15 protein-coding genes are annotated in these 18548 nt (G+C 66.1%); 11 read left to right on the top strand and 4 right to left on the bottom strand.

Translation table 11 applies throughout. From position 1 onward, the window contains the following. Positions 1-22: 22 nt before the first annotated feature. The 10 genes from ABIC75_RS15340 to ABIC75_RS15295 all read left to right on the top strand — a co-directional run bounded on the left by ABIC75_RS15340 (position 23) and on the right by ABIC75_RS15295 (position 9258). On the top strand, positions 23-1372 hold the full coding sequence (locus ABIC75_RS15340) for a TCR/Tet family MFS transporter (protein WP_354014749.1): 1350 nt from the start codon (positions 23-25) through the stop codon (positions 1370-1372). Further along, entirely contained in the window at positions 1369-1875 is a 507-nt protein-coding gene (locus ABIC75_RS15335) for a DUF1993 domain-containing protein (protein WP_354014748.1), read from the top strand. Before ABIC75_RS15340 ends, ABIC75_RS15335 begins: the two co-directional genes overlap by 4 nt. Before the next feature lie 190 nt (positions 1876-2065). After that, entirely contained in the window at positions 2066-2719 is a 654-nt protein-coding gene (locus ABIC75_RS15330; protein WP_354014747.1) for a DsbA family oxidoreductase, read from the top strand. A gap of 97 nt (positions 2720-2816) precedes the next feature. Beyond that, positions 2817-4454: an NAD(P)/FAD-dependent oxidoreductase gene (locus tag ABIC75_RS15325; RefSeq protein WP_354014746.1), complete on the top strand. Its 1638-nt coding sequence runs from the start codon at positions 2817-2819 to the stop codon at positions 4452-4454. A 76-nt stretch (positions 4455-4530) separates the two neighbouring features. After that, positions 4531-6633 carry an ATP-dependent DNA helicase DinG gene (gene dinG, locus ABIC75_RS15320; RefSeq protein ID WP_354014745.1) on the top strand — a complete coding sequence of 701 codons (2103 nt, stop codon included), beginning with the start codon at positions 4531-4533 and terminating at the stop codon, positions 6631-6633. After that, positions 6630-7184, top strand: coding sequence for a HutD/Ves family protein (locus ABIC75_RS15315; RefSeq protein WP_354014744.1), 555 nt, complete (start codon positions 6630-6632; stop codon positions 7182-7184). Before dinG ends, ABIC75_RS15315 begins: the two co-directional genes overlap by 4 nt. 125 nt (positions 7185-7309) lie before the next feature. Beyond that, on the top strand, positions 7310-7888 hold the full coding sequence (locus ABIC75_RS15310) for an NnrU family protein (RefSeq protein ID WP_354014743.1): 579 nt from the start codon (positions 7310-7312) through the stop codon (positions 7886-7888). A 69-nt stretch (positions 7889-7957) separates the two neighbouring features. Further along, positions 7958-8155 (top strand): hypothetical protein, encoded by a 198-nt coding sequence (locus tag ABIC75_RS15305; RefSeq protein ID WP_354014742.1) that lies wholly within the window; start codon positions 7958-7960, stop codon positions 8153-8155. After that, positions 8156-8749 carry a DUF938 domain-containing protein gene (locus ABIC75_RS15300; protein ID WP_354014741.1) on the top strand — a complete coding sequence of 198 codons (594 nt, stop codon included), beginning with the start codon at positions 8156-8158 and terminating at the stop codon, positions 8747-8749. 86 nt (positions 8750-8835) lie between these two features. Further along, complete coding sequence (locus ABIC75_RS15295; protein ID WP_354014740.1) at positions 8836-9258, top strand: YchJ family protein; 423 nt, start codon at positions 8836-8838, stop codon at positions 9256-9258. On the opposite strand, the gene ABIC75_RS15290 is transcribed toward ABIC75_RS15295, so the two are convergent. The 4 genes from ABIC75_RS15290 to gltB form a co-directional block, all read right to left on the bottom strand. Continuing rightward, positions 9255-10025 (bottom strand): NRDE family protein, encoded by a 771-nt coding sequence (locus ABIC75_RS15290; protein ID WP_354014739.1) that lies wholly within the window; start codon positions 10023-10025, stop codon positions 9255-9257. The two genes, ABIC75_RS15295 and ABIC75_RS15290, sit on opposite strands and share 4 nt — an antisense overlap. Before the next feature lie 75 nt (positions 10026-10100). Further along, the gene (locus tag ABIC75_RS15285) at positions 10101-10970 is read right to left on the bottom strand and encodes a methylglyoxal synthase (RefSeq protein ID WP_354014738.1); all 870 of its coding nucleotides are present in this window, start codon (positions 10968-10970) and stop codon (positions 10101-10103) included. 92 nt (positions 10971-11062) lie between these two features. Continuing rightward, the gene (locus ABIC75_RS15280; RefSeq protein WP_354014737.1) at positions 11063-12502 is read right to left on the bottom strand and encodes an FAD-dependent oxidoreductase; all 1440 of its coding nucleotides are present in this window, start codon (positions 12500-12502) and stop codon (positions 11063-11065) included. Further along, positions 12499-16944 carry a glutamate synthase large subunit gene (gene gltB / locus ABIC75_RS15275; protein ID WP_354014736.1) on the bottom strand — a complete coding sequence of 1482 codons (4446 nt, stop codon included), beginning with the start codon at positions 16942-16944 and terminating at the stop codon, positions 12499-12501. The genes ABIC75_RS15280 and gltB overlap by 4 nt, the downstream gene beginning before the upstream one ends. Before the next feature lie 386 nt (positions 16945-17330). Here gltB and ABIC75_RS15270 point away from each other — a divergent pair, with 386 nt between their 5' ends. After that, the gene (locus tag ABIC75_RS15270) at positions 17331-18530 is read left to right on the top strand and encodes a murein hydrolase activator EnvC family protein (RefSeq protein ID WP_354014735.1); all 1200 of its coding nucleotides are present in this window, start codon (positions 17331-17333) and stop codon (positions 18528-18530) included. Positions 18531-18548 lie beyond the last annotated feature (18 nt).

Here is an 18548-nt window from a genome sequence, read left to right as displayed (position 1 = left end):
CGTCTCGCCGCCAGCCACGTCCATGGATCAGACCTCCGCTCCCGAGCTCCACCCACGTCGCCGAGCCGCTTTGGCGTTCATCTTCGTCACCGTGGTGCTGGACATGCTGGCATTCGGCATCGTCATCCCGGTGCTGCCGCATCTGATCGAGCAGCTGGCCGGTGGTGGCATCGCCAACGCCGCGTGGTGGGTGGGCGTGTTCAGCACGGTGTTCGCCATCGTGCAGTTCGCCTTCTCGCCGGTGCAGGGTGCGCTGTCCGATCGCTTCGGTCGCCGGCCCGTGATCCTGATTTCCAACGCCGGCCTGGCCATCGACTTTTTCGTGCTCGCCATGGCGCCCACGCTGTGGCTGCTGTTCGTGGCGCGCGTGGTGCTGGGCATGACGGCCGCCAGCTTCACCACCGCCAATGCGTACATTGCGGACATCACGCCCAAGGAAAAGCGCGCGGCGGCGTACGGCATCCTCGGCAGCGCATTCGGCTTGGGCTTCATCATCGGGCCGGGACTGGGCGGCTTCCTCGGCGACATCCATCTGCGCCTGCCGTTCTGGGTGGCTGGTGCGCTGGCCGCCTGCAATTTTCTCTACGGCTTGTTCGTGTTGCCCGAATCGCTGCCGAAGGAACGCCGCACGCCGCGCTTCGAGATGCACAGCGCGCACCCGCTTGGCTCGCTGAAACTGCTGGCGCGCTATCCGCTGGTGATGCGGCTCGCCGTGGTGATGTTCCTGGTGTATCTCGCGCACTACGTGCTGCAGACGACCTTCGTGCTCTACGCGGACTACCGCTACCACTGGGGCCCGCAGGCCGTGGGCTATGTGCTGATGCTGGTGGGCGCCTGCGACGGCTTCGTGCAGGCGGTGCTCACGCGACGCCTCGCACCGCGCTTCGGCGAGCGCCGACTGATGCTGGGCGGCATGCTGTGCGGTATCGGCTCGTTCCTGGTGATGGGTCTGGCCGATACAGGCTTTGCATTCTTGCTCGGCATTCCGCTGATGGCGCTGTGGGGACTCTCGCAGCCGCCGATCCAGTCGCTGATGACGCACGAAGTGGACGCGGCCGAGCAAGGTCGCCTGCAGGGCGCCATCAGCAGCCTGGCGAGTTTTGCGGGCATCTTCGGTCCGTTCCTGTTCGCGCAGGTGTTCTCGTTCTCGATTTCGCCGATGTCGCCGTATCACCTGCCCGGCCTGGCCTTCGTGCTGTCGGCGGTGCTGCTCGCCATCGGTACCGTGATCGCGTTGCGCGCCACGCGACACGTGCAGGATCTCGCCAAGGGCGAGGAAGCCGTGCCTCACACCATTCCGGTCGAACCGTCCTCGGTCGTCCCTTTGCAAGCCACCATCACTCCCTCAGAACCACCGGAGCATTCCCCATGACATTGTCGATGTACCAGGCTTCCGTTCCTGTTTTCCTGCGCGCGCTGAGCAACCTGCAACACGTGCTGCGTAAGGGCGAAGCGCATGCGCAGGCCCGCAAGTTCGAGCCGTCCCTGCTGCTGCAGGCGCGTCTCACCGCCGACATGCTGCCGTTGACCAGCCAGGTGCAGATCGCCACCGACATGGCCAAGAACGCCTGCGCCCGCCTGGCTGGCGTGGATCCGTTGAAGTTCGAAGACAACGAGACCACTTTCGCCGAACTGCATGCACGCATCGAGCGCGCCATCGACTACATCAAGAGCTTCAAGGCCGAGCAGATCGATGGCAGCGAAACGCGCGCCATCACGCTGAAGATGCGCTCGGGCGAACAGCACTTCGAAGGCGAAGGCTACCTGCTGCACTTCGTGATCCCGAACGTGTTCTTCCACTGCACCATTGCGTACGCGATCCTGCGCGAAGCCGGTGCGGAACTCGGCAAGATGGATTTCATCGGCAAGCCGTAAGCCATACCGCAAAGCAGGGGCCGCGCAGGGCACGTTGTGCCGGCGCGGCCCCTTTCGTTTCATGCAGCACACGGGCACCAGAACGAACTTGCGACGCAATACCCCGGCTTCACCACCGGGCCGGCCACGCCGGCACTTGATTGGCGCGCGGCCCGCTCCCATGTAGCGGAAATCGCATCGAGGACTCCCCGTGGCCACTGCTACCCCCATCAAGATCGACTTCGTCTCCGACGTGGTGTGCCCGTGGTGCGCCGTCGGCCTCAAATCGCTGGAACAGGCGCTGGCGAAGCTGGGCGACGACGTGGCCGTGGAACTGCATTTCCAGCCGTTCGAGCTGAACCCGCAGATGGCGCCCGAGGGCGAGGACATCATCGAGCACATCGCGCACAAGTACGGCAGCTCGCCAGCGCAGATCAAGCAGAACCAGGAAGCCATCCGCGAGCGCGGCGCCGCGCTTGGTTTCACCTTCAACATGGATAAGCGCAACCGCATCGTGAACACCTTCGATGCGCACCGTCTGCTGCACTGGGCCGCGCTCGAAAGCCGCCAGGCCGAACTGAAGCAGGCGCTGCTGGCCGCGTACTTCACCGACGGCCGCGACGTGAGTTCGCGCAACGTGCTGGTGGATGTGGCCGCCTCGGTGGGCCTGGACGCCGCCGAAGCCCGCCGCGTGCTGGACGAAGACCGCTACGCGCAGGACGTGCGCGCGCAGGAACAGTTCTACCAGTCGCAGGGCATCCGCGCCGTGCCGTCGGTGATCATCAACGACCAATACCTGGTGCAGGGCGGCCAGCCGCCGGAAGTGTTCGAGCAGACGCTGCGGCAGATCGCGGCCGAGGCCTGATTTCCAGCACCCCAGGGCGTGCAGCGCACGCCCTTTCGGCCCCGGCGGCCCGGACATGCGAAAATAGCCGTTCGCTACCGCCTGAACGCCCCGCCGCATGATCCGACTCACCGACATCAAGCTTCCGCTCGACCACGCCGACGGCGCCGTCGAAGCCGCCATCCGCGCCAAGCTGGGCCTGGGCAAGGATGGTTTGCGCGGCTACTCGGTATTCCGTCGCGGCTATGACGCGCGCAAGCGCGGCAACATCCAGCTGATCTACACGCTTGACGTGGAAGTGGCCGACGAAGCCGGCCTGCTCAAGCGCCACGCCGACGACAAGCACGTGCAGCCCTCGCCCGACACGAGTTACCGCTTCGTGGCGCAGGCGCCCACCGATCTGAAACAGCGCCCCATCGTGATTGGCCTGGGCCCCTGTGGCCTGTTCGCCGGCCTGCTGCTCGCGCAGATGGGCTACAGGCCGATCATCCTCGATCGCGGCAAGGCCGTGCGCGAACGCACCGTGGATACCTGGGGCCTGTGGCGCAAGCGCAAGCTTGAACCCGAATCGAACGTGCAGTTCGGCGAAGGCGGGGCCGGTACGTTTTCCGACGGCAAGCTGCACAGCCAGATTTCCGATCCGCATCACCACGGCCGCAAGGTGCTCACCGAGTTCGTGAAGGCCGGCGCACCCGAAGAGATCCTCTACGTCAGCAAGCCGCACATCGGCACGTTCCGGCTGGTGACGATGGTGGAAAACATGCGCGAGACCATCGAGGCGCTGGGCGGCGAGATCCGCTTCACCCAACGCGTGGACGATGTGCTGGTGGATACCGCGCCCGATGGCACGCGCCAGCTTCGCGGCGTGGTGCTGGCCAGCGGCGAACAACTGCTGAGTGACCATGTGGTGCTCGCCGTGGGACACAGCGCGCGCGACACCTTCTTCATGCTGCACGACCGCGGCGTGTACATGGAAGCGAAGCCGTTCTCCATCGGCTTTCGCGTGGAGCATCCGCAGTCCATCATCGACCAGGCGCGCTTCGGCTCGCAGGCCGGTCATCCCATCCTCGGTGCTGCCGACTACAAGCTCGTGCACCACTGCAAGAACGGCCGCTCGGTCTACAGCTTCTGCATGTGCCCGGGCGGCACGGTGGTGGCGGCAGCGTCGGAACCGGAGCGCGTCGTCACCAACGGCATGAGCCAGTACTCGCGCAACGAGCGCAATGCGAACGCGGCCATCGTGGTGGGCATCGAACCGAAGGACTTCGCGCCGTTCGACGACAGCGGCAGCCCGCTCGCCGGCATCGCGCTGCAACGCGCGCTCGAATCGCGCGCCTATGAACTCGGCGGCCGCGACTACAGCGCACCCGGCCAGTTGGTGGGCGATTTCATCAAGGGCAAGCCATCCAGCGCATTCGGCAACGTGCAACCCTCGTATAAGCCCGGCGTGCACCTCACCGATCTGGCGCCTGCCTTGCCCGATTACGCCATCGAGGCCATCCGCGAAGCACTGCCGGCGTTCGATCGCCAGATCAAGGGCTTCGCCATGCACGACGCCGTGCTCACCGGCGTGGAAACGCGCACCTCCTCGCCCGTGCGCATCCGTCGCGGCGAGGACTACCAGAGCCTCAACACGCGCGGTCTGTTCCCCGCCGGCGAAGGCGCCGGTTACGCGGGCGGTATTCTCTCGGCTGCCGTGGATGGCATTCGCGTGGCCGAGGCGGTGGCGCTGAGCATCAACGGCAGCGCCGGCTGAGGCGTGGTTCGGGCAGGGTCGGGGCGGGCGTGCGAGAATACGCGTCCGACGCGCCGATTCGCGCCCGACCCGCCAGATGCTGACCGATACCACCAAAGACGCGATCCGCGCCGCCTATACGCGCCTCAAGGATGGCCTGCCCGGCTTCCGCGCGCGTGCGTCGCAAGGAAAGATGATCGCCGAGGTGGCCAAGGCGCTGGCGCAGGAGGGCGGTGCCGCGGTGATCGAGGCGCCCACGGGCACCGGCAAGTCGATGGCGTACCTCATCGCCGGCGTCGAGGTGGCGCGGGCGCAGAAGAAGAAGCTGCTGATCGCCACTGCCACCGTCGCGCTGCAGGAACAGCTGGTCCAGCGCGACATTCCGCTCTATCTCAAGCTCAACGGCACCGAGGCGAAGGTGGCGCTGGCCAAGGGCCGTGGTCGCTACCTGTGCCCGCGCAACCTGGCGATGGCCAGCAACAGCCTCAACGAAACCTCGCAGATGGGCCTGGGGTTCGATGCGGATCTCGCGCTGTGGACCAAGCCGCCGCAGGAACGCGACAAGAAAGCCTTGTCCAAGCTCGCGGACCTGTTCGATCGCCACGAATGGGATGGCGACATCGACTCGGCGCCCGAGCCGATCAGCGACGTGCTGCGCCCGATGATCACCACCAGCGCCGGCGGCTGCACCAGCCGCAAGTGCGCGCATTTCATGCAGTGCCCGTTCTTTGCCGCGCGTCGCGCAGTCGGCGATGCGGACATCATCGTGGCGAACCAGGATCTGGTGCTGGCCGATCTCACCATGCCGCGCGAGGAAGACGGCTTCGGCGGCGTAATCCTGCCCAAGCCGGACGAAACGCTCTACATCTTCGACGAAGGCCACCATGTGCCATCGAAGGCGATCGACCGCGGCGCCGCCGAGGTCTACATGAGCACGGCCGTGCGCCAGTTGAGTCGCCTTGGCCGCCAGGTTCACGCCGCCTATTCGCTCACTGACAAGGAAGTGATCGGCAAGCTGTCGCTCGATGCAGGCGATCAGAAATTGCAGGAGCTGAGCAACGGCCTGGAAGAACTGGAGCGGGAGATCCGCCTGAGCTGGCTGCCCTCGCCCGACGACCAGGAACCGATGTATCGCGGCTCGCTGGGCCAGCTGCCCGACGCCTGGGTGGAGCACGCGCGGGCGCTGTACGTATTCACCGGCGAAGTGGAACGCTGGATCGGCGCGGTGCGTCGCGCCGTGCTGGAAATGACCGAGACAGGGCCCACGCACGAAGCACTGTCGCGCGAACTGGGCATGGCGCTGGAACGCATCGACCGCCAGGTGCGCACGTGGCGCGCGTGGTCGGCCACCGATGGCGACAACACGCCGCCGCTCGCGCGCTGGGTGACGATGAGCAACGACCAGCAATTGATCTGCCATGCGTCTTCCGTATCCGCGGGCGGCCTGCTGCGCAGCATTCTCTGGGGCAACGCGAGCGCCGTGGTGATGACCTCGGCCACGTTGAGCGCGGGCGGCAATTTCCGCGGTTTTGCCGACGCCGTGGGCCTGCCCGATGAATCGGTGACGCTGAGCCTGCCTTCGCCGTTCGACCTGGCCACGCAGGCTCGTCTGGAAGTGCCGGCCATGCGTTCGCTGCCCGATGCACGCGAAGAACACGTGCAGGAAATCTGCGACTGGCTCGCCGACAATCTCGACTGGAACGCGGGCAACCTCGTGCTGTTCACCTCGCGCGTGAAGCTCGACCGCGTGCTGCAAAAGCTTCCCATCGAACACGTGCGCAAGGTGCGCGCGCAAGGCTCGCTGGGCAAGGCGCAGTTGGTGGCAGAACACATCGTCGACGTGGAAGCCGGCAAGGGCAGCACGCTGTTTGGCCTGGCCTCGTTCGGCGAAGGCCTCGACCTGCCAGGCAAGCTGTGCGAGACCGTGGTCATCACCCAGCTGCCGTTTGCCGTGCCCACCGATCCCGTCGGCGCAACGTATGCGGAATGGCTGGAATCGCGCGGGCGCAATCCCTTCATCGAAGTGACCGTGCCCGAAGCCACGCGACTGCTCACGCAATATTGCGGCCGACTGATCCGCACCGAAACCGACCGTGGCCGCATCGTGCTGCTCGATCGCCGGGTGGTGCTCAAGCGCTACGGCGAACGCATGCTCAAGGCGCTGCCGCCGTTCACGCGCGTCATCGAGAAAGTCGCATGAGCCGCATCCTTCGCGCGTCGGACATGCAGCCGCAGCCATGGAAGAACGGCATGGGCATCACGCGCGAAATCGCACGCTTTCCGACCGATGCCGGCAATGACGACTTCGTGTGGAGCATCAGCGTGGCCGAGGTGAACAGCGCGTCGCCGTTCTCCACCTTTCCCGGCATCGACCGCCAGATCGTGCTGCTCGATGGCGGCGGCTTCATCATGACGCTCGATGGCGAGCAGCGACACGCGCTTACCATGCCGCTAGTGCCGTTCGCGTTTCCGGGCGAGGCATGGGTGGACGTGGAAATGGAGGGCGGCGCCACGCGCGACTTCAACCTGATGGTGCGTCGCACCCAGGCCATGGGCCGTGTCGACGTACTGACCGGACCCGGCAGCCACGTAATGCCGGCGGATGGCGTGCTGCTCTATCTCGCGCAGGGCACGGCCGATACGCTCGACGGGCCGCTCAACGCAGGCGATGCATGGCGGCCGGACACCAGCCCCATCGAGCTGCATGAAGGCGCCAAGGCCTTGCTTGCCTGCGTGACATCGCGCGACTGACTCTTCCGGCGGCGTACGGGAATCATCCGGACGTCCATAACTTACTGCGCGCACTGATCCTCGGCGCATGCCCGGAGACGCGCGGCGTGCCATGATCGGCCCACCCTGCCCGTCTAGGTGATTCCATGGCGCTGCTCATACTCGGTCTGGTGCTGTTCCTCGGCGTTCATTCCATCCGCATCGTTGCGAACGGCTGGCGCACGCAGCAACGCGCACGGCTCGGCGAGATGCGCTGGAAGACAATGTACTCCGTCGTATCCATTATTGGCTTCGTGCTGATCGTGGTGGGCTTTGGCCTCGCCCGCCAGCATCCGGTGTTGCTGTATGTGCCGCCGGTGGGCTTGCGCCATCTCAACGCACCCTTCACCTTGCTGGCGTTCGTGCTGGTTGCCGCGGCATATGTGCCCGGCAATCATCTCAAGGCGAAGCTTGGGCATCCCATGCTGGCCGCCGTGAAGGTCTGGGCGTTCGGCCATCTGCTGGCCACCGGCATGCTGCACGACGTGCTGCTGTTCGGCGCGTTCCTGCTGTGGGCCATCGTGGATTTCGCCAGTGCGCGGCGCCGTGATCGCGCCGATGGCGTGGTTTATCCGGTCGGCACCGCCAAGGGCGATGTCATCGCCGTGGTGGCTGGCATTGTGGGCTGGGCGGTGTTCGCCGGGTGGCTGCATGCGTGGCTGATCGGCGTGAATCCGATGGGGTGAAATCAGTCATCTACGCTGCCACGGAGGGCTGCGCTAGAGTGGTGGTGTTTTCGGCTTGAGGATGAGGCCATGGTTGCCTTCCTGCTTTGGGTGTTGCTGCTGGTGTTCTGCTGGCCGCTCGCGCTGCTGGCGCTGGTGCTGTATCCCATCGTGTGGCTGCTGATGCTGCCGTTCCGGCTGGTGGGCATCACCGTGAGCGCGGTATTCGCCTTCCTCGGCGCCATGCTGATGCTGCCCGCGCGCGTGTTGCGCGGTCGTCCCGCCTGAATGGACAAACCCAGCGCCCCGTCTTGCGAGCGCAACCGCGATCCCATTCTCGAAGTGTTGCGCACGCATTTCGCCGACCGCCGGCAAGTGCTGGAGATCGGCAGCGGCACGGGGCAACACGCGGTGTATTTCTCGGCGGCCATGCCGCAACTGCAATGGCAGTGCACGGATCGCGCGGAGTACCTGCCCGGTATCCGCCAATGGCTCGACGAGGCCGCGCTGCCCAACACGCCGGCACCGTTTGTGCTGGACGTGGGCGACGCATGGCCTGCCGAACGCTATGACGCCGTATTCAGCGCCAACACCTTGCATATCATGAGCTGGGCCGAGGTGGAGCGCCTGTTCAACCATCTCGCGCGGGTGACGACGGACGACGCGAAGCTCGCCATCTACGGCCCGTTCAACTACGACGGCCACTACACCAGCGAGAGCAACGCGGCGTTCGACGACTGGCTGCAGGCGCGCGGCGAGCACATGCGCATCCGCGATGCCGAAGCGGTGGATGCGCTGGCCGAAGCGGCCGGTTTCGACCTGGTCGACGACATCGCCATGCCCGCCAACAATCGCCTGCGGATCTGGCAGCGGACGCGCTAAATCCAACCGCCGAACCATTGGCATTTTGGGCGCGATGGCGTCAGGATGCGCATCAGAGGGCGCTCCTGCCGCGCCCGCGACCCGCCATGCGCCCTTACGTTCAAGCCATCGACACGCTCACTCCCTGCCCGTGCGGCAACAACGACGGCTACGCACGCTGCTGCGGCCTGCTGCACGAAGGCGCGGCGGCCGTCACGGCCGAGCAACTGATGCGTTCGCGTTACAGTGCCTATGTGCTCAAGCGCGAGGACTATCTGCTCGCCACCTGGCACCACAGCACGCGCCCGGCGCATCTCAAGCTCAGTGCGCAGCAGCCCGCGCCCAGCTGGCTCGGTCTCACCGTGAAGCGGCATGAAAGCGACGGCGACCGCGCCATCGTGGAATTCGTGGCGCGACTGCGCTACGGCGGCGGCAAGGCACAGCGCATGCATGAAATCAGCAGTTTCGTGCGCGAGAACGGCCGCTGGTTCTACGTGGACGGCGAGTTTCCCGAGAAGTCCGGCGACTAGGCGCTTGCCGGCGAGAACGGGACGGCCGTCTCGCCGTCCTCGTGACCATTCGGCCCAAAGCGCCGCTCGACCACCACGCCCCGCCCATCATGGCCGATGGCCACGACGGTGCTCGCGCGCGTGCCATAGCGCTCGCTGCGGATGAAGGCCGACGACAGCCAGCGCTCACGTTCCAGCCCCACGCCCGTATCTGGCAGTTGATCGTCGGGATAGCCGCGAGGGTCGGCGAGCGCGGCGAACAACGGCGCGAATTCGTCGTCGTGGCCCGCGTCGATCCAGTCGCGCAGATGCGCCATCAGCGCACGTGTCTTCGGCCAGGGCGTGTTGAAGTCGGCGTTGGAGAGACCGTGCACGCCCGGTTCCACCAGCTGTGCGCGCGAATCGGGACGATTACCGATGTAGAAAGCGTGCGTCGCATCGAACGTGAGCAGGTTGAACGGGCGATAGTCGGCGGCCGTGCGCAGCAACGTTTCGGCATGCGTGACCGCATCCTCATGGCCGGCCAGGTAGTCGAGCGACAGCAGGCCACGCGAACGTCCCAACTGCGGATCGCGCGGATCGCGCACATTGGTGACGACGCTGCAGCGGCCCTCGTCGGTGACGCCGAGCCAGGTGCCGCCCGCTTCCAGATCCTTGCCGGCGATGATGGCCGGCTGGTCCCAGCGCGCCAGCGGCAGGCTGGGACGCGCGTGGAATTCGTCGCGGTTGCCGATCAACACCAGTCGCCAGCGCGGATGCGCGTGCCAGGCAAAAGCAATCACACACATGGGAAGGCGTTCTCCACGATGACGACGCGCGCGCTATGACGCGGCAAGTGCACAGTATGCACCCACCGTCGTCGCTCAGGCCTTTGCGCGCAGCACGACGGCAGCGGCCCAGCGCGCGGCGACCTTGGGCGTGGTCATGCACACGGCGTCGTCGGTGCGCGTGGTCACCGCGCGTTCCAGCAGTTGGATGTCGGCTTCATGCTGACGTGCCACGTGCGGGTCTTCGAAGAAGATGGCGCGCTGGCAGCGACGTTCCAGCACCAGATCGGCAATCTGCGCGTCGCCACCCATCGGGCCGCTCTGGTAACGCTCCACCCACGGCTGGTCCAGGGGCCAGCCGCGACTCCACGCCAGCTCGTTGAGGCGCTGGCCGGTGGTGCCCGTACCCACGCGTTGCGCGAAACGCGACAACACATCGAAGTGCTCAGCGGCGTAGGCCAGCATCTGCGGCTTCATGGCGTCATGCGCAATCAGGGCCAGCGTTTGCGATTCGAGATCGTGGAAGAGGTTGGCGCCAGGATCCGGTGCGAAGCCCGCATGGATGCGCTCCATCTCGATCCAGTCACGCGCCGTGGCCACCGTGGAGATGAAGGGCTTGCCGTGGATCACGCACTGGCGCTTGAGCGCAATGGCCTCCGGGAAAATCGACGAAGGGTCCACCGGATCGATCAGATAGATGGCGCCATCGAGCACGCGGTCGTCACCGAGCCCCACCACTTCGGCCACCAGCTTCATCAGGCCGCCTTCGCGGCCATAGGGATAGCGACGCAGCGGCAGATAGCGATCCAGATAACCGGCGCGGTGAATGGCATCGTAAGTACGCCCGACCGCGTGCAGCCCCAGTTCCAGTTCGCGTATGCCTACCTCGCACTCGTGCAGCCAGCGAAACAACGCGGCGTTGGCATGGGCGTGGTGAAGCTGGTTGGCGGCGAGGCCGAGACGCATGAGTGATGCTCCGTGAAAACGTCGTCGCGCAGTGTCGCACTGCCTTGTGACGCTGCGCTACAGCCACGGCCATCGGACGTTGATGCGGTAACTCAGGCGTGTGCGAGGGCCGGTGCGTCGACCGCTTGCAACATCTGCACGATCGACGCGGCAGCCTCACGGCCGTCGTATACGGCGCGCACGACGAGGTCGGCGCCGCGCACGTTGTCGCCACCGGCAAAAATTTGCGGATGGCTGGTTTGCAACGGAAGCGCGCCTTTCGCGCCGGTGATCACGCGACCTGTCCTGTCCAGCGCCACGCCGTGCGAACGCAGCCAATCCGGCGGGCTGGGCAGGAAGCCGAACGACTGGATCACCACGTCGGCATCGATCACGTATTCCGTGCCGGGCACGTTCTGCGGACGCAGGCGCCCGGTGCCGTCGTCGACCAGCGCAGTTTCCACCACGCGCACGCCGCGCACATTGCCGCGCGCGCCGCCGAGGATTTCCAGCGGCTGTCGCTGGAACAGGAAGTTGACGCCTTCTTCGCGGCTGTAGTTCACCTCGCGCGCCGAGCCCGGCATGTTCGCTTCGTCGCGGCGATACACGCAGGTGACGCTGGCGGCGCCGAGGCGGATCGCGGTGCGGTTGCAGTCCATGCCGGTGTCGCCGCCGCCCAGCACCACCACGTGCTTGCCGCGGAAGTCGAAGGCCGGCGACACGGCCGCATCGCGCAGCAGGCGTTCGGTATTGGCGATGAGGAACGGCAACGCATCGTGCACGCCGTGCAGCTCGCGCCCTGGCAGCTGCGCATCGACATAGGTGTAGGCACCGGTGCCGACGAACACGGCGTCGTACTCGTCCAGCAGCTGGCCGAATTCGATGTCGCGGCCCACCTCGCGGTTGAGCAGGAAACGCACGCCCATGCCTTCCAGCAACTGGCGACGCGTGCGCACCACGCCCTTGTCGAGCTTGAACGGCGGAATGCCGAAGGTGAGCAGGCCGCCGATTTCGCTTTGACGATCGTAGACATCGGCAGCGATGCCGGCGCGGCGCAGGCGATCCGCGCAGGCCAGTCCCGCGGGGCCCGCACCGATGATGGCCACGCGCTTGCCTGTCTCGAGTACCGCGGAAAGATCAGGTTTCCAACCCAGACGCAAGGCTTCGTCGGTCACCCAGCGCTCGATGCTGCCGATGGTCACCGCGCCGAACGCGGTCTGCTCCAGCGTGCACGCGCCCTCGCACAGGCGATCCTGCGGACACACACGGCCGCAGATTTCCGGCAGCGGATTGGTCTCGTGCATCAAGGTGGCCGCTTCCATCAGGCGACCTTCCTGCACCAGCTTCAGCCAGTTCGGAATGTAGTTGTGCACCGGGCATTCGTGTTCGCAATACGGGTTGCCGCAATCGATGCAACGCTCCGCCTGCGTGCCGGCCTGCTGCGAACCGAAGTCGCCGGAGATCTCGCCGTAGCCGAGCACGCGGATCGACACCGGCACCGTGCGCGGTGTTTGTCGCTGCACGTTGAGGAACTGGAAGGTCTTGTCGCTCATGCCGCGCTCCTCAATTCTTCCGCGAGCGCGGAAAGGCTTGCCGCCTTCGGTTTCACCAGCCAGAACTTGTATTGCAGGCCGCGGAAGTCGGAAAGGATGCGACGGCCCCAATCACTGCCTGTCAATTCGACGTGCCGCACCACCAGCGAGCGCAGGTGCTGCATGTAGTGCTCCATGCCTTCGGGCGAGATGCGCAGGATGTCCACCAGCTCGTGGTTGTAGCAGTCCACGAAGGTGCGCTCGATATCGAGCACATAGGCAAAGCCGCCGGTCATGCCCGCGCCGAAGTTCAGGCCCACCTTGCCGAGTACCGCGACGACGCCGCCGGTCATGTATTCGCAGCAGTGATCGCCCGCGCCTTCCACCACGGCCAGCGCGCCGGAGTTGCGCACGGCAAAGCGTTCGCCAGCGCGGCCCGCGGCAAACAGCTCGCCGTCGGTGGCGCCATACAGGCAGGTGTTGCCGATGATCGACGCTTCGTGGCTGGCAAACGGCGAATCAGCCGGCGGACGCACCACGATGCGGCCACCTGCCATGCCCTTGCCCACGCCGTCGTTTGCTTCGCCCACCAGATCGATGTGCACGCCGCCCGCATTCCACGCGCCGAGACTTTGCCCGGCCGCACCACGCAGCTTGAGCAGGATGGGGCTTTCGTCCATGCCGTGGTCGCCGTAACGACGCGCCACTTCACCCGAGAGGCGCGCACCGATGGCGCGATCGGTATTGGCGATCTCGAACGCGAATTCGCCGCCCGTCTTGCTGACCACGGCATGGCGAGTGGCTTCGTGGATGCGCGTCGCCAGCGCCGCATCGTCACGCATGGGATTGCGCGGCAGCGTGCAGGCGAAATCGACGTTGCTGGCGAGCGCTCCTGATCCGAGCAGTGGCGCCAGATCCAGCTTGTGCTGCACGGGCGTGGTGCCTTCTACCTGTTCCAGCAGGTCGGCGCGGCCGATGATCTCGTCGAGGCTGCGTGCTCCCAGCCTGGCCAGGTGCGCGCGCACGTCCTCGGCGAGGAAGCCGAAGTAGTTCATCACCATCTCGGGCAGACCGATGAAGTGTTCCTTGCGCAGCACAGCATGCTGCGTGGCCACGCCGGTGGCGCAATTGTTGAGATGGCAGATGCGCAGGTACTTGCAGCCCAGCGCCACCATCGGGCCGGTGCCGAAGCCGAAGCTCTCGGCGCCCAGCATCGCGGCCTTGATCACATCGAGGCCCGTCTTCAGGCCACCATCGGTCTGCAGGCGCACGCGACCGCGCAGGTCGTTGCGGCGCAGGGTCTGCTGCGTTTCCGCCAGGCCCAGCTCCCACGGCGTGCCCGCGTACTTGATCGAGGTGAGCGGGCTCGCGCCGGTGCCGCCATCGTGGCCGCTGACCGTGATGAGATCCGCGCCCGCCTTCACCACGCCGGCCGCCACCGTGCCCACGCCGGCATGGCTGACCAGCTTCACCGAGACCAGCGCGTCGGGATTCACTTCCTTGAGGTCGTGGATCAACTCGGCGAGATCTTCGATGGAATAAATGTCGTGATGCGGCGGCGGCGAGATGAGGCCGATGCCGGGCTTGGCGTAACGCAGCCGCGCGATGGTGCTGTCCACCTTGTGGCCGGGCAATTGCCCGCCCTCGCCCGGCTTGGCGCCCTGCGCAATCTTGATCTGCAGCACTTCCGCGTTGACAAGATATTGCGGCGTGACGCCGAAGCGGCCGGAGGCGACCTGCTTGATCTTCGACATCTTCTCGGTGCCGTAGCGCGCGGGGTCTTCACCACCTTCGCCGGAATTGCTGCGCGCACCGAGACGGTTCATCGCAATCGCCAGCGCTTCGTGCGCTTCGGGCGACAGCGCGCCCAGCGACATGCCTGCCGAATCGAAGCGACGCAGCACGCTCTGCGCGGACTCCACTTCCTCGATGGGAATGGCCTCGCCCAGCGGACGCGGCGACAACAGGTCGCGCAGCGCTGAGGGCGGACGATGGTCGACGAAGTTCGCGTAGGCGCGATAGTCGCCCTGGTTACCCGTGCGCACGGCCTTCTGCAAGGTGCCGATCACGTCCGGGTTGTACATGTGGTATTCGCCGCCGTAGACGAACTTGTACAGGCCGCCTGCGCGCAAGGGCGAGGCATCGCTCCACGCTTCGGCGGCGAGTATCTGTTGATCGTGCTCGAGCTCGACGAAGCCGGCGCCGCCGATGCGCGAGGGCGTACCGGGAAAACAAAGTTCCACCACGCTCGGCGCGAGGCCGACGATCTCGAACAGCTGTGCGCCGCGATAACCCGCCACGGTGGAGATGCCCATCTTCGACAGGATCTTCAACAAGCCCTTGCGGATGCCGCGACGATAGCTGCGACCGATCTCGAAGCGATCGCTGGCGATATGGCCTTCGCGGCCCAGCTCGAACAGGCTCTGGTACGCCAGCCAGGGATAGATCGCGGTGGCACCGAAGCCGAGCAGGCAGGCGAACTGATGCGGATCACGCGGCGTGGCGGTCTCCACCAGGATGTTGCACTGGCAGCGCAATGCCTTGTCGATCAGATGCGCATGCACCGCGCCCACCGCCAGCAGCGAATGGATGGGCAGCAGATCCTTCTGCGGATAGCGGTCGCTGAGGAACACCAGCTGGCAACCGTCGCGCACTGCCTGCTCCACCTCACTGCAGAGGCGACGCAGCGCCGCCTCCAGACCTTCCTCGGGCGCATACATCAGGTCGAAGCGCGGCGTGCCGACGAATTGCGGGACGCCCAGCAGCTGGCGCAACTTGCGCTGCGAGAGCACCGGCGAGTTGATCAGGATCTGTTTGGCGTTTTCCGGCGTGAGGTCGAACACATTGCTTTCGGGACCGATCTGGGTCACCAGCGACATCACCAGCTTTTCGCGCAGCGGATCGATCGGCGGATTCGTCACCTGCGCAAAGCCCTGGCGGAAGCGATCGAACAGCGGACGCACCTGGCGCGACATGGCGGCGATGGGCGTGTCGTCGCCCATCGAACCGGTGGCTTCCTGTTCCAGCTCCACCATGGCCTTGAGCACGGTTTCGCGTTCTTCGCGCGAGAGGCCGTAGAGCTTCTGGTAGCGGCGCAGTTCATCCGCCGGCAGCGGTTCGGCGGCGAGCGACGGATCGATCAGATCCGATTCCAGATAACTCACGCCCGCGCGCAGCCAGTCGCGGAACGGCGCGCGCTTGCGGTTGATGTCGTCGATGTCGGCGTCGCGCAACAGGCGATGCTGTTGCAGATCCACCGCGATCATTTCGCCCGGCGCGAGCCGGCCCTTGGCGATGACCTGCGAGGACGGCACGTCCCACAGACCCGCTTCGGAGGCGACGATGAGATGGTTGTCGGCCGACAGCGCCCAGCGCGCGGGACGCAGGCCGTTGCGGTCGAGCGTGCAGGCGGCGTAGTGGCCATCGCACATCACCAGGCCGGCCGGGCCATCCCACGGCTCGCTGTGCAGCGCGTAGTACTCGTAGAACGCGGCGAGATCCTCGTCGATGCCTTCGCGCGCCGCGAACGCCGGTGGCACCAGCACGCGCATCGCCGCAAGCAGGTCGAGGCCGCCGGCAATCAGCACTTCCAGCGCGTTGTCGAGGCTTTCGGAATCCGATCCCGTCTGGCGCACCAGCGGACCGATGTCGGACAGATCGACCAGCGGCGAATGCAGGATCGATTCGCGCGATTGCATCCAGCGACGATTGGCGCGAATGGTGTTGATCTCGCCGTTGTGCGCCAGCAGGCGGAACGGCTGCGCCAGGCGCCACTGCGGCGTGGTGTTGGTGGAGAAGCGTTGATGGAACACCACGGCGTCGGCGCTCAAGGCGGGATGCGCGAGATCGACGAACACCTCGCGCAGCCGGCCCGGCGCGGCCATGGCCTTGTAGCCCACGACCTGCGCGGACAACGTGACCACGTAGAAATGATCATCGGCCACGAGCGCGGTTTCAGCGCGGCGGCGCGCGCGGAACAATGCGCGCTCGAACACGCCATCGTCCATCGACGCCGCGGGCTCCACGAATACCTGGCGCACGCGCGGCCTGGCAGCCGCCGCAAGCGGGCCGCAGGCATCGGCATTCACGTCGACATCGCGCCAGCCAGCCACGTGCAGGCCTTCTTCGCGCAGATGCTGTTCCAGTGCCGCCGCGGCCGAGTCGTCGCCATGCGGATCGAGAAACACCACGCCCGCCGCGAAACGCTCACCCAGTGCAATGCCCGCGTCATCCGCGAGGGCCTTGAGCCATACCAGCGGACGATGGAAGAGCACGCCGCAGCCGTCGCCACTCACGCCATCGGCATTCACGCCGCCACGATGGGAAAGTTTGGCGAGCGCGCTGAAGGCGGTATCCACTACCCATGCGCTCGCGCGACCGTCGATCTGTGCGACCAGACCGAAACCGCAGCTGTCGTGCTCGAACGCAGCGTCGTAAAGCGTCGCTGGTACTGCCTGCGCCATCTTGCCTCCCCGGCCGATGGTTGGAGACGCGTCGTCCCAACGGTGCCGAAGGCGCCGCTGTCACGCATCCATAAGTGTGACCTCGACTAAACCACATATGGTGCGTCGCGTCAAAGACATCTTTACGTCCAAATGAAAGTTTCAGTTGGAATCTTTTTTGTCCGCAGGACAACACACGCATTGTTGTGGTGCGATGCATCCAGTGATCACGTCAGCGCCTGTCGTTGTCGCCACGCACATTCGTAAGCGAGCGCTGGCACACCATCTCCCATGCTTCGGGCATACCAGTGATCGCATTGACGCTGCGATGAAGAACTCATGACCGGAACCAGCAGGCGACGCATACCGGCTCGCGCGCCGTCATCGGGCTCTGTGATAATCGCCCGATGCCAATACCACTCCGCGGTACCCGCCCCCTTGCCTGCGCCATCACCGGTGCACTCGCCGTCGCCATTGCGGCCCAGCCCGCCTGGGCGGTACAGGACAGCAAGACCAAGGCCGAGCAGGCCGAGGCGCAGAAAAAGCTCCAGGACGTGCACAGCAAGATGGAGGCGCTGGCCAAGGAGCAGGCCGAGACCGCCGCCAAGCGCGACAGCGCCACCGCCGAACTGGCCAAGCAGGCCAACGCCGTGGCCGGGGCTGCCAAGGCCGTGCGCGAGACCGATGCCCAGCTCTCCGCCAAGCAGAAGGAGCTGGCCGATCTGCAAAGCCAGCGCACCGAGCTGCAGAAGAACCTGGAAGGCCAGCGCGCCGCCATCGCCGACCTGCTGCGCGCCACCTATGCGCTGGGTCGCGGCTCGGACCTGCGCCTGCTGATGGGCGACGACGACGTGGCCCGCATCGCCCAGGCGCTGGCCTATTCGAAGTATTTCCAGGAAGACCGCGTGGCCCGCGTGCAGGCGCTGATGGGCGATCTGGCCAAGCTGCAGGACCTGGAAACCCAGATCACCGCCCAGCAGCAGGCCTTGCAGGCCGCCCGGGCCGAACGCGAAACGCAGGCCAAGGCGCTGGAACAGCAGCGCGCGTCGCAAGCCAGGCTGGTGGCCGACACCGATGCCCAATACAAGGACCAGGCCAGCAAGCTGGCGGCCCTGAAGCAGAACGAGGCTTCGCTGAACTCGCTGGTGGCCACGCTGCAGAAGGCCATCGATGAAGCCGCCCGCGAGGCCGAACGCGCCGCCAAGGCCAACGAAGGCAAGGCCGCGCCGCCCGCGGGCAAGGGCCTGGCCAATATCCGCGGCAACCTGCCCTGGCCGGCGGCCGGCGTGGTCAACAGTTACGGTAACGGTGTGCTGATCAAGGCGCCCGGCGGCAGCGAGGTGCGCGCGGTGGCGGCGGGCCGGGTGGTCTATGCGGCCTTCCTGCGCGGCTACGGCATGCTGGTCATCGTGAGCCACGGCAGCGGCTGGATGAGCATGTACGGCAACAACGAGACCATCCTGCACGGCGTGGGCGACCAGATCACCGCGGGTGAGGCCGTGGGCACGGCCAGCGCGCCCACCGGCGTCAATACCGGCGTCTACTTCGAGCTGCGCCAGAACAACCAGCCCGTGGACCCGCGCACATGGCTGGGCAAGAAGGGCTGATGCGACATTGACGCCGCC

Source organism: Dyella japonica (assembly GCF_040545895.1).
Taxonomy (GTDB): domain Bacteria; phylum Pseudomonadota; class Gammaproteobacteria; order Xanthomonadales; family Rhodanobacteraceae; genus Dyella; species Dyella japonica_D.
The sequence above is the reverse complement of the archived record's forward strand: the minus strand, read 5'-3'. Positions and strand labels throughout refer to the sequence as shown.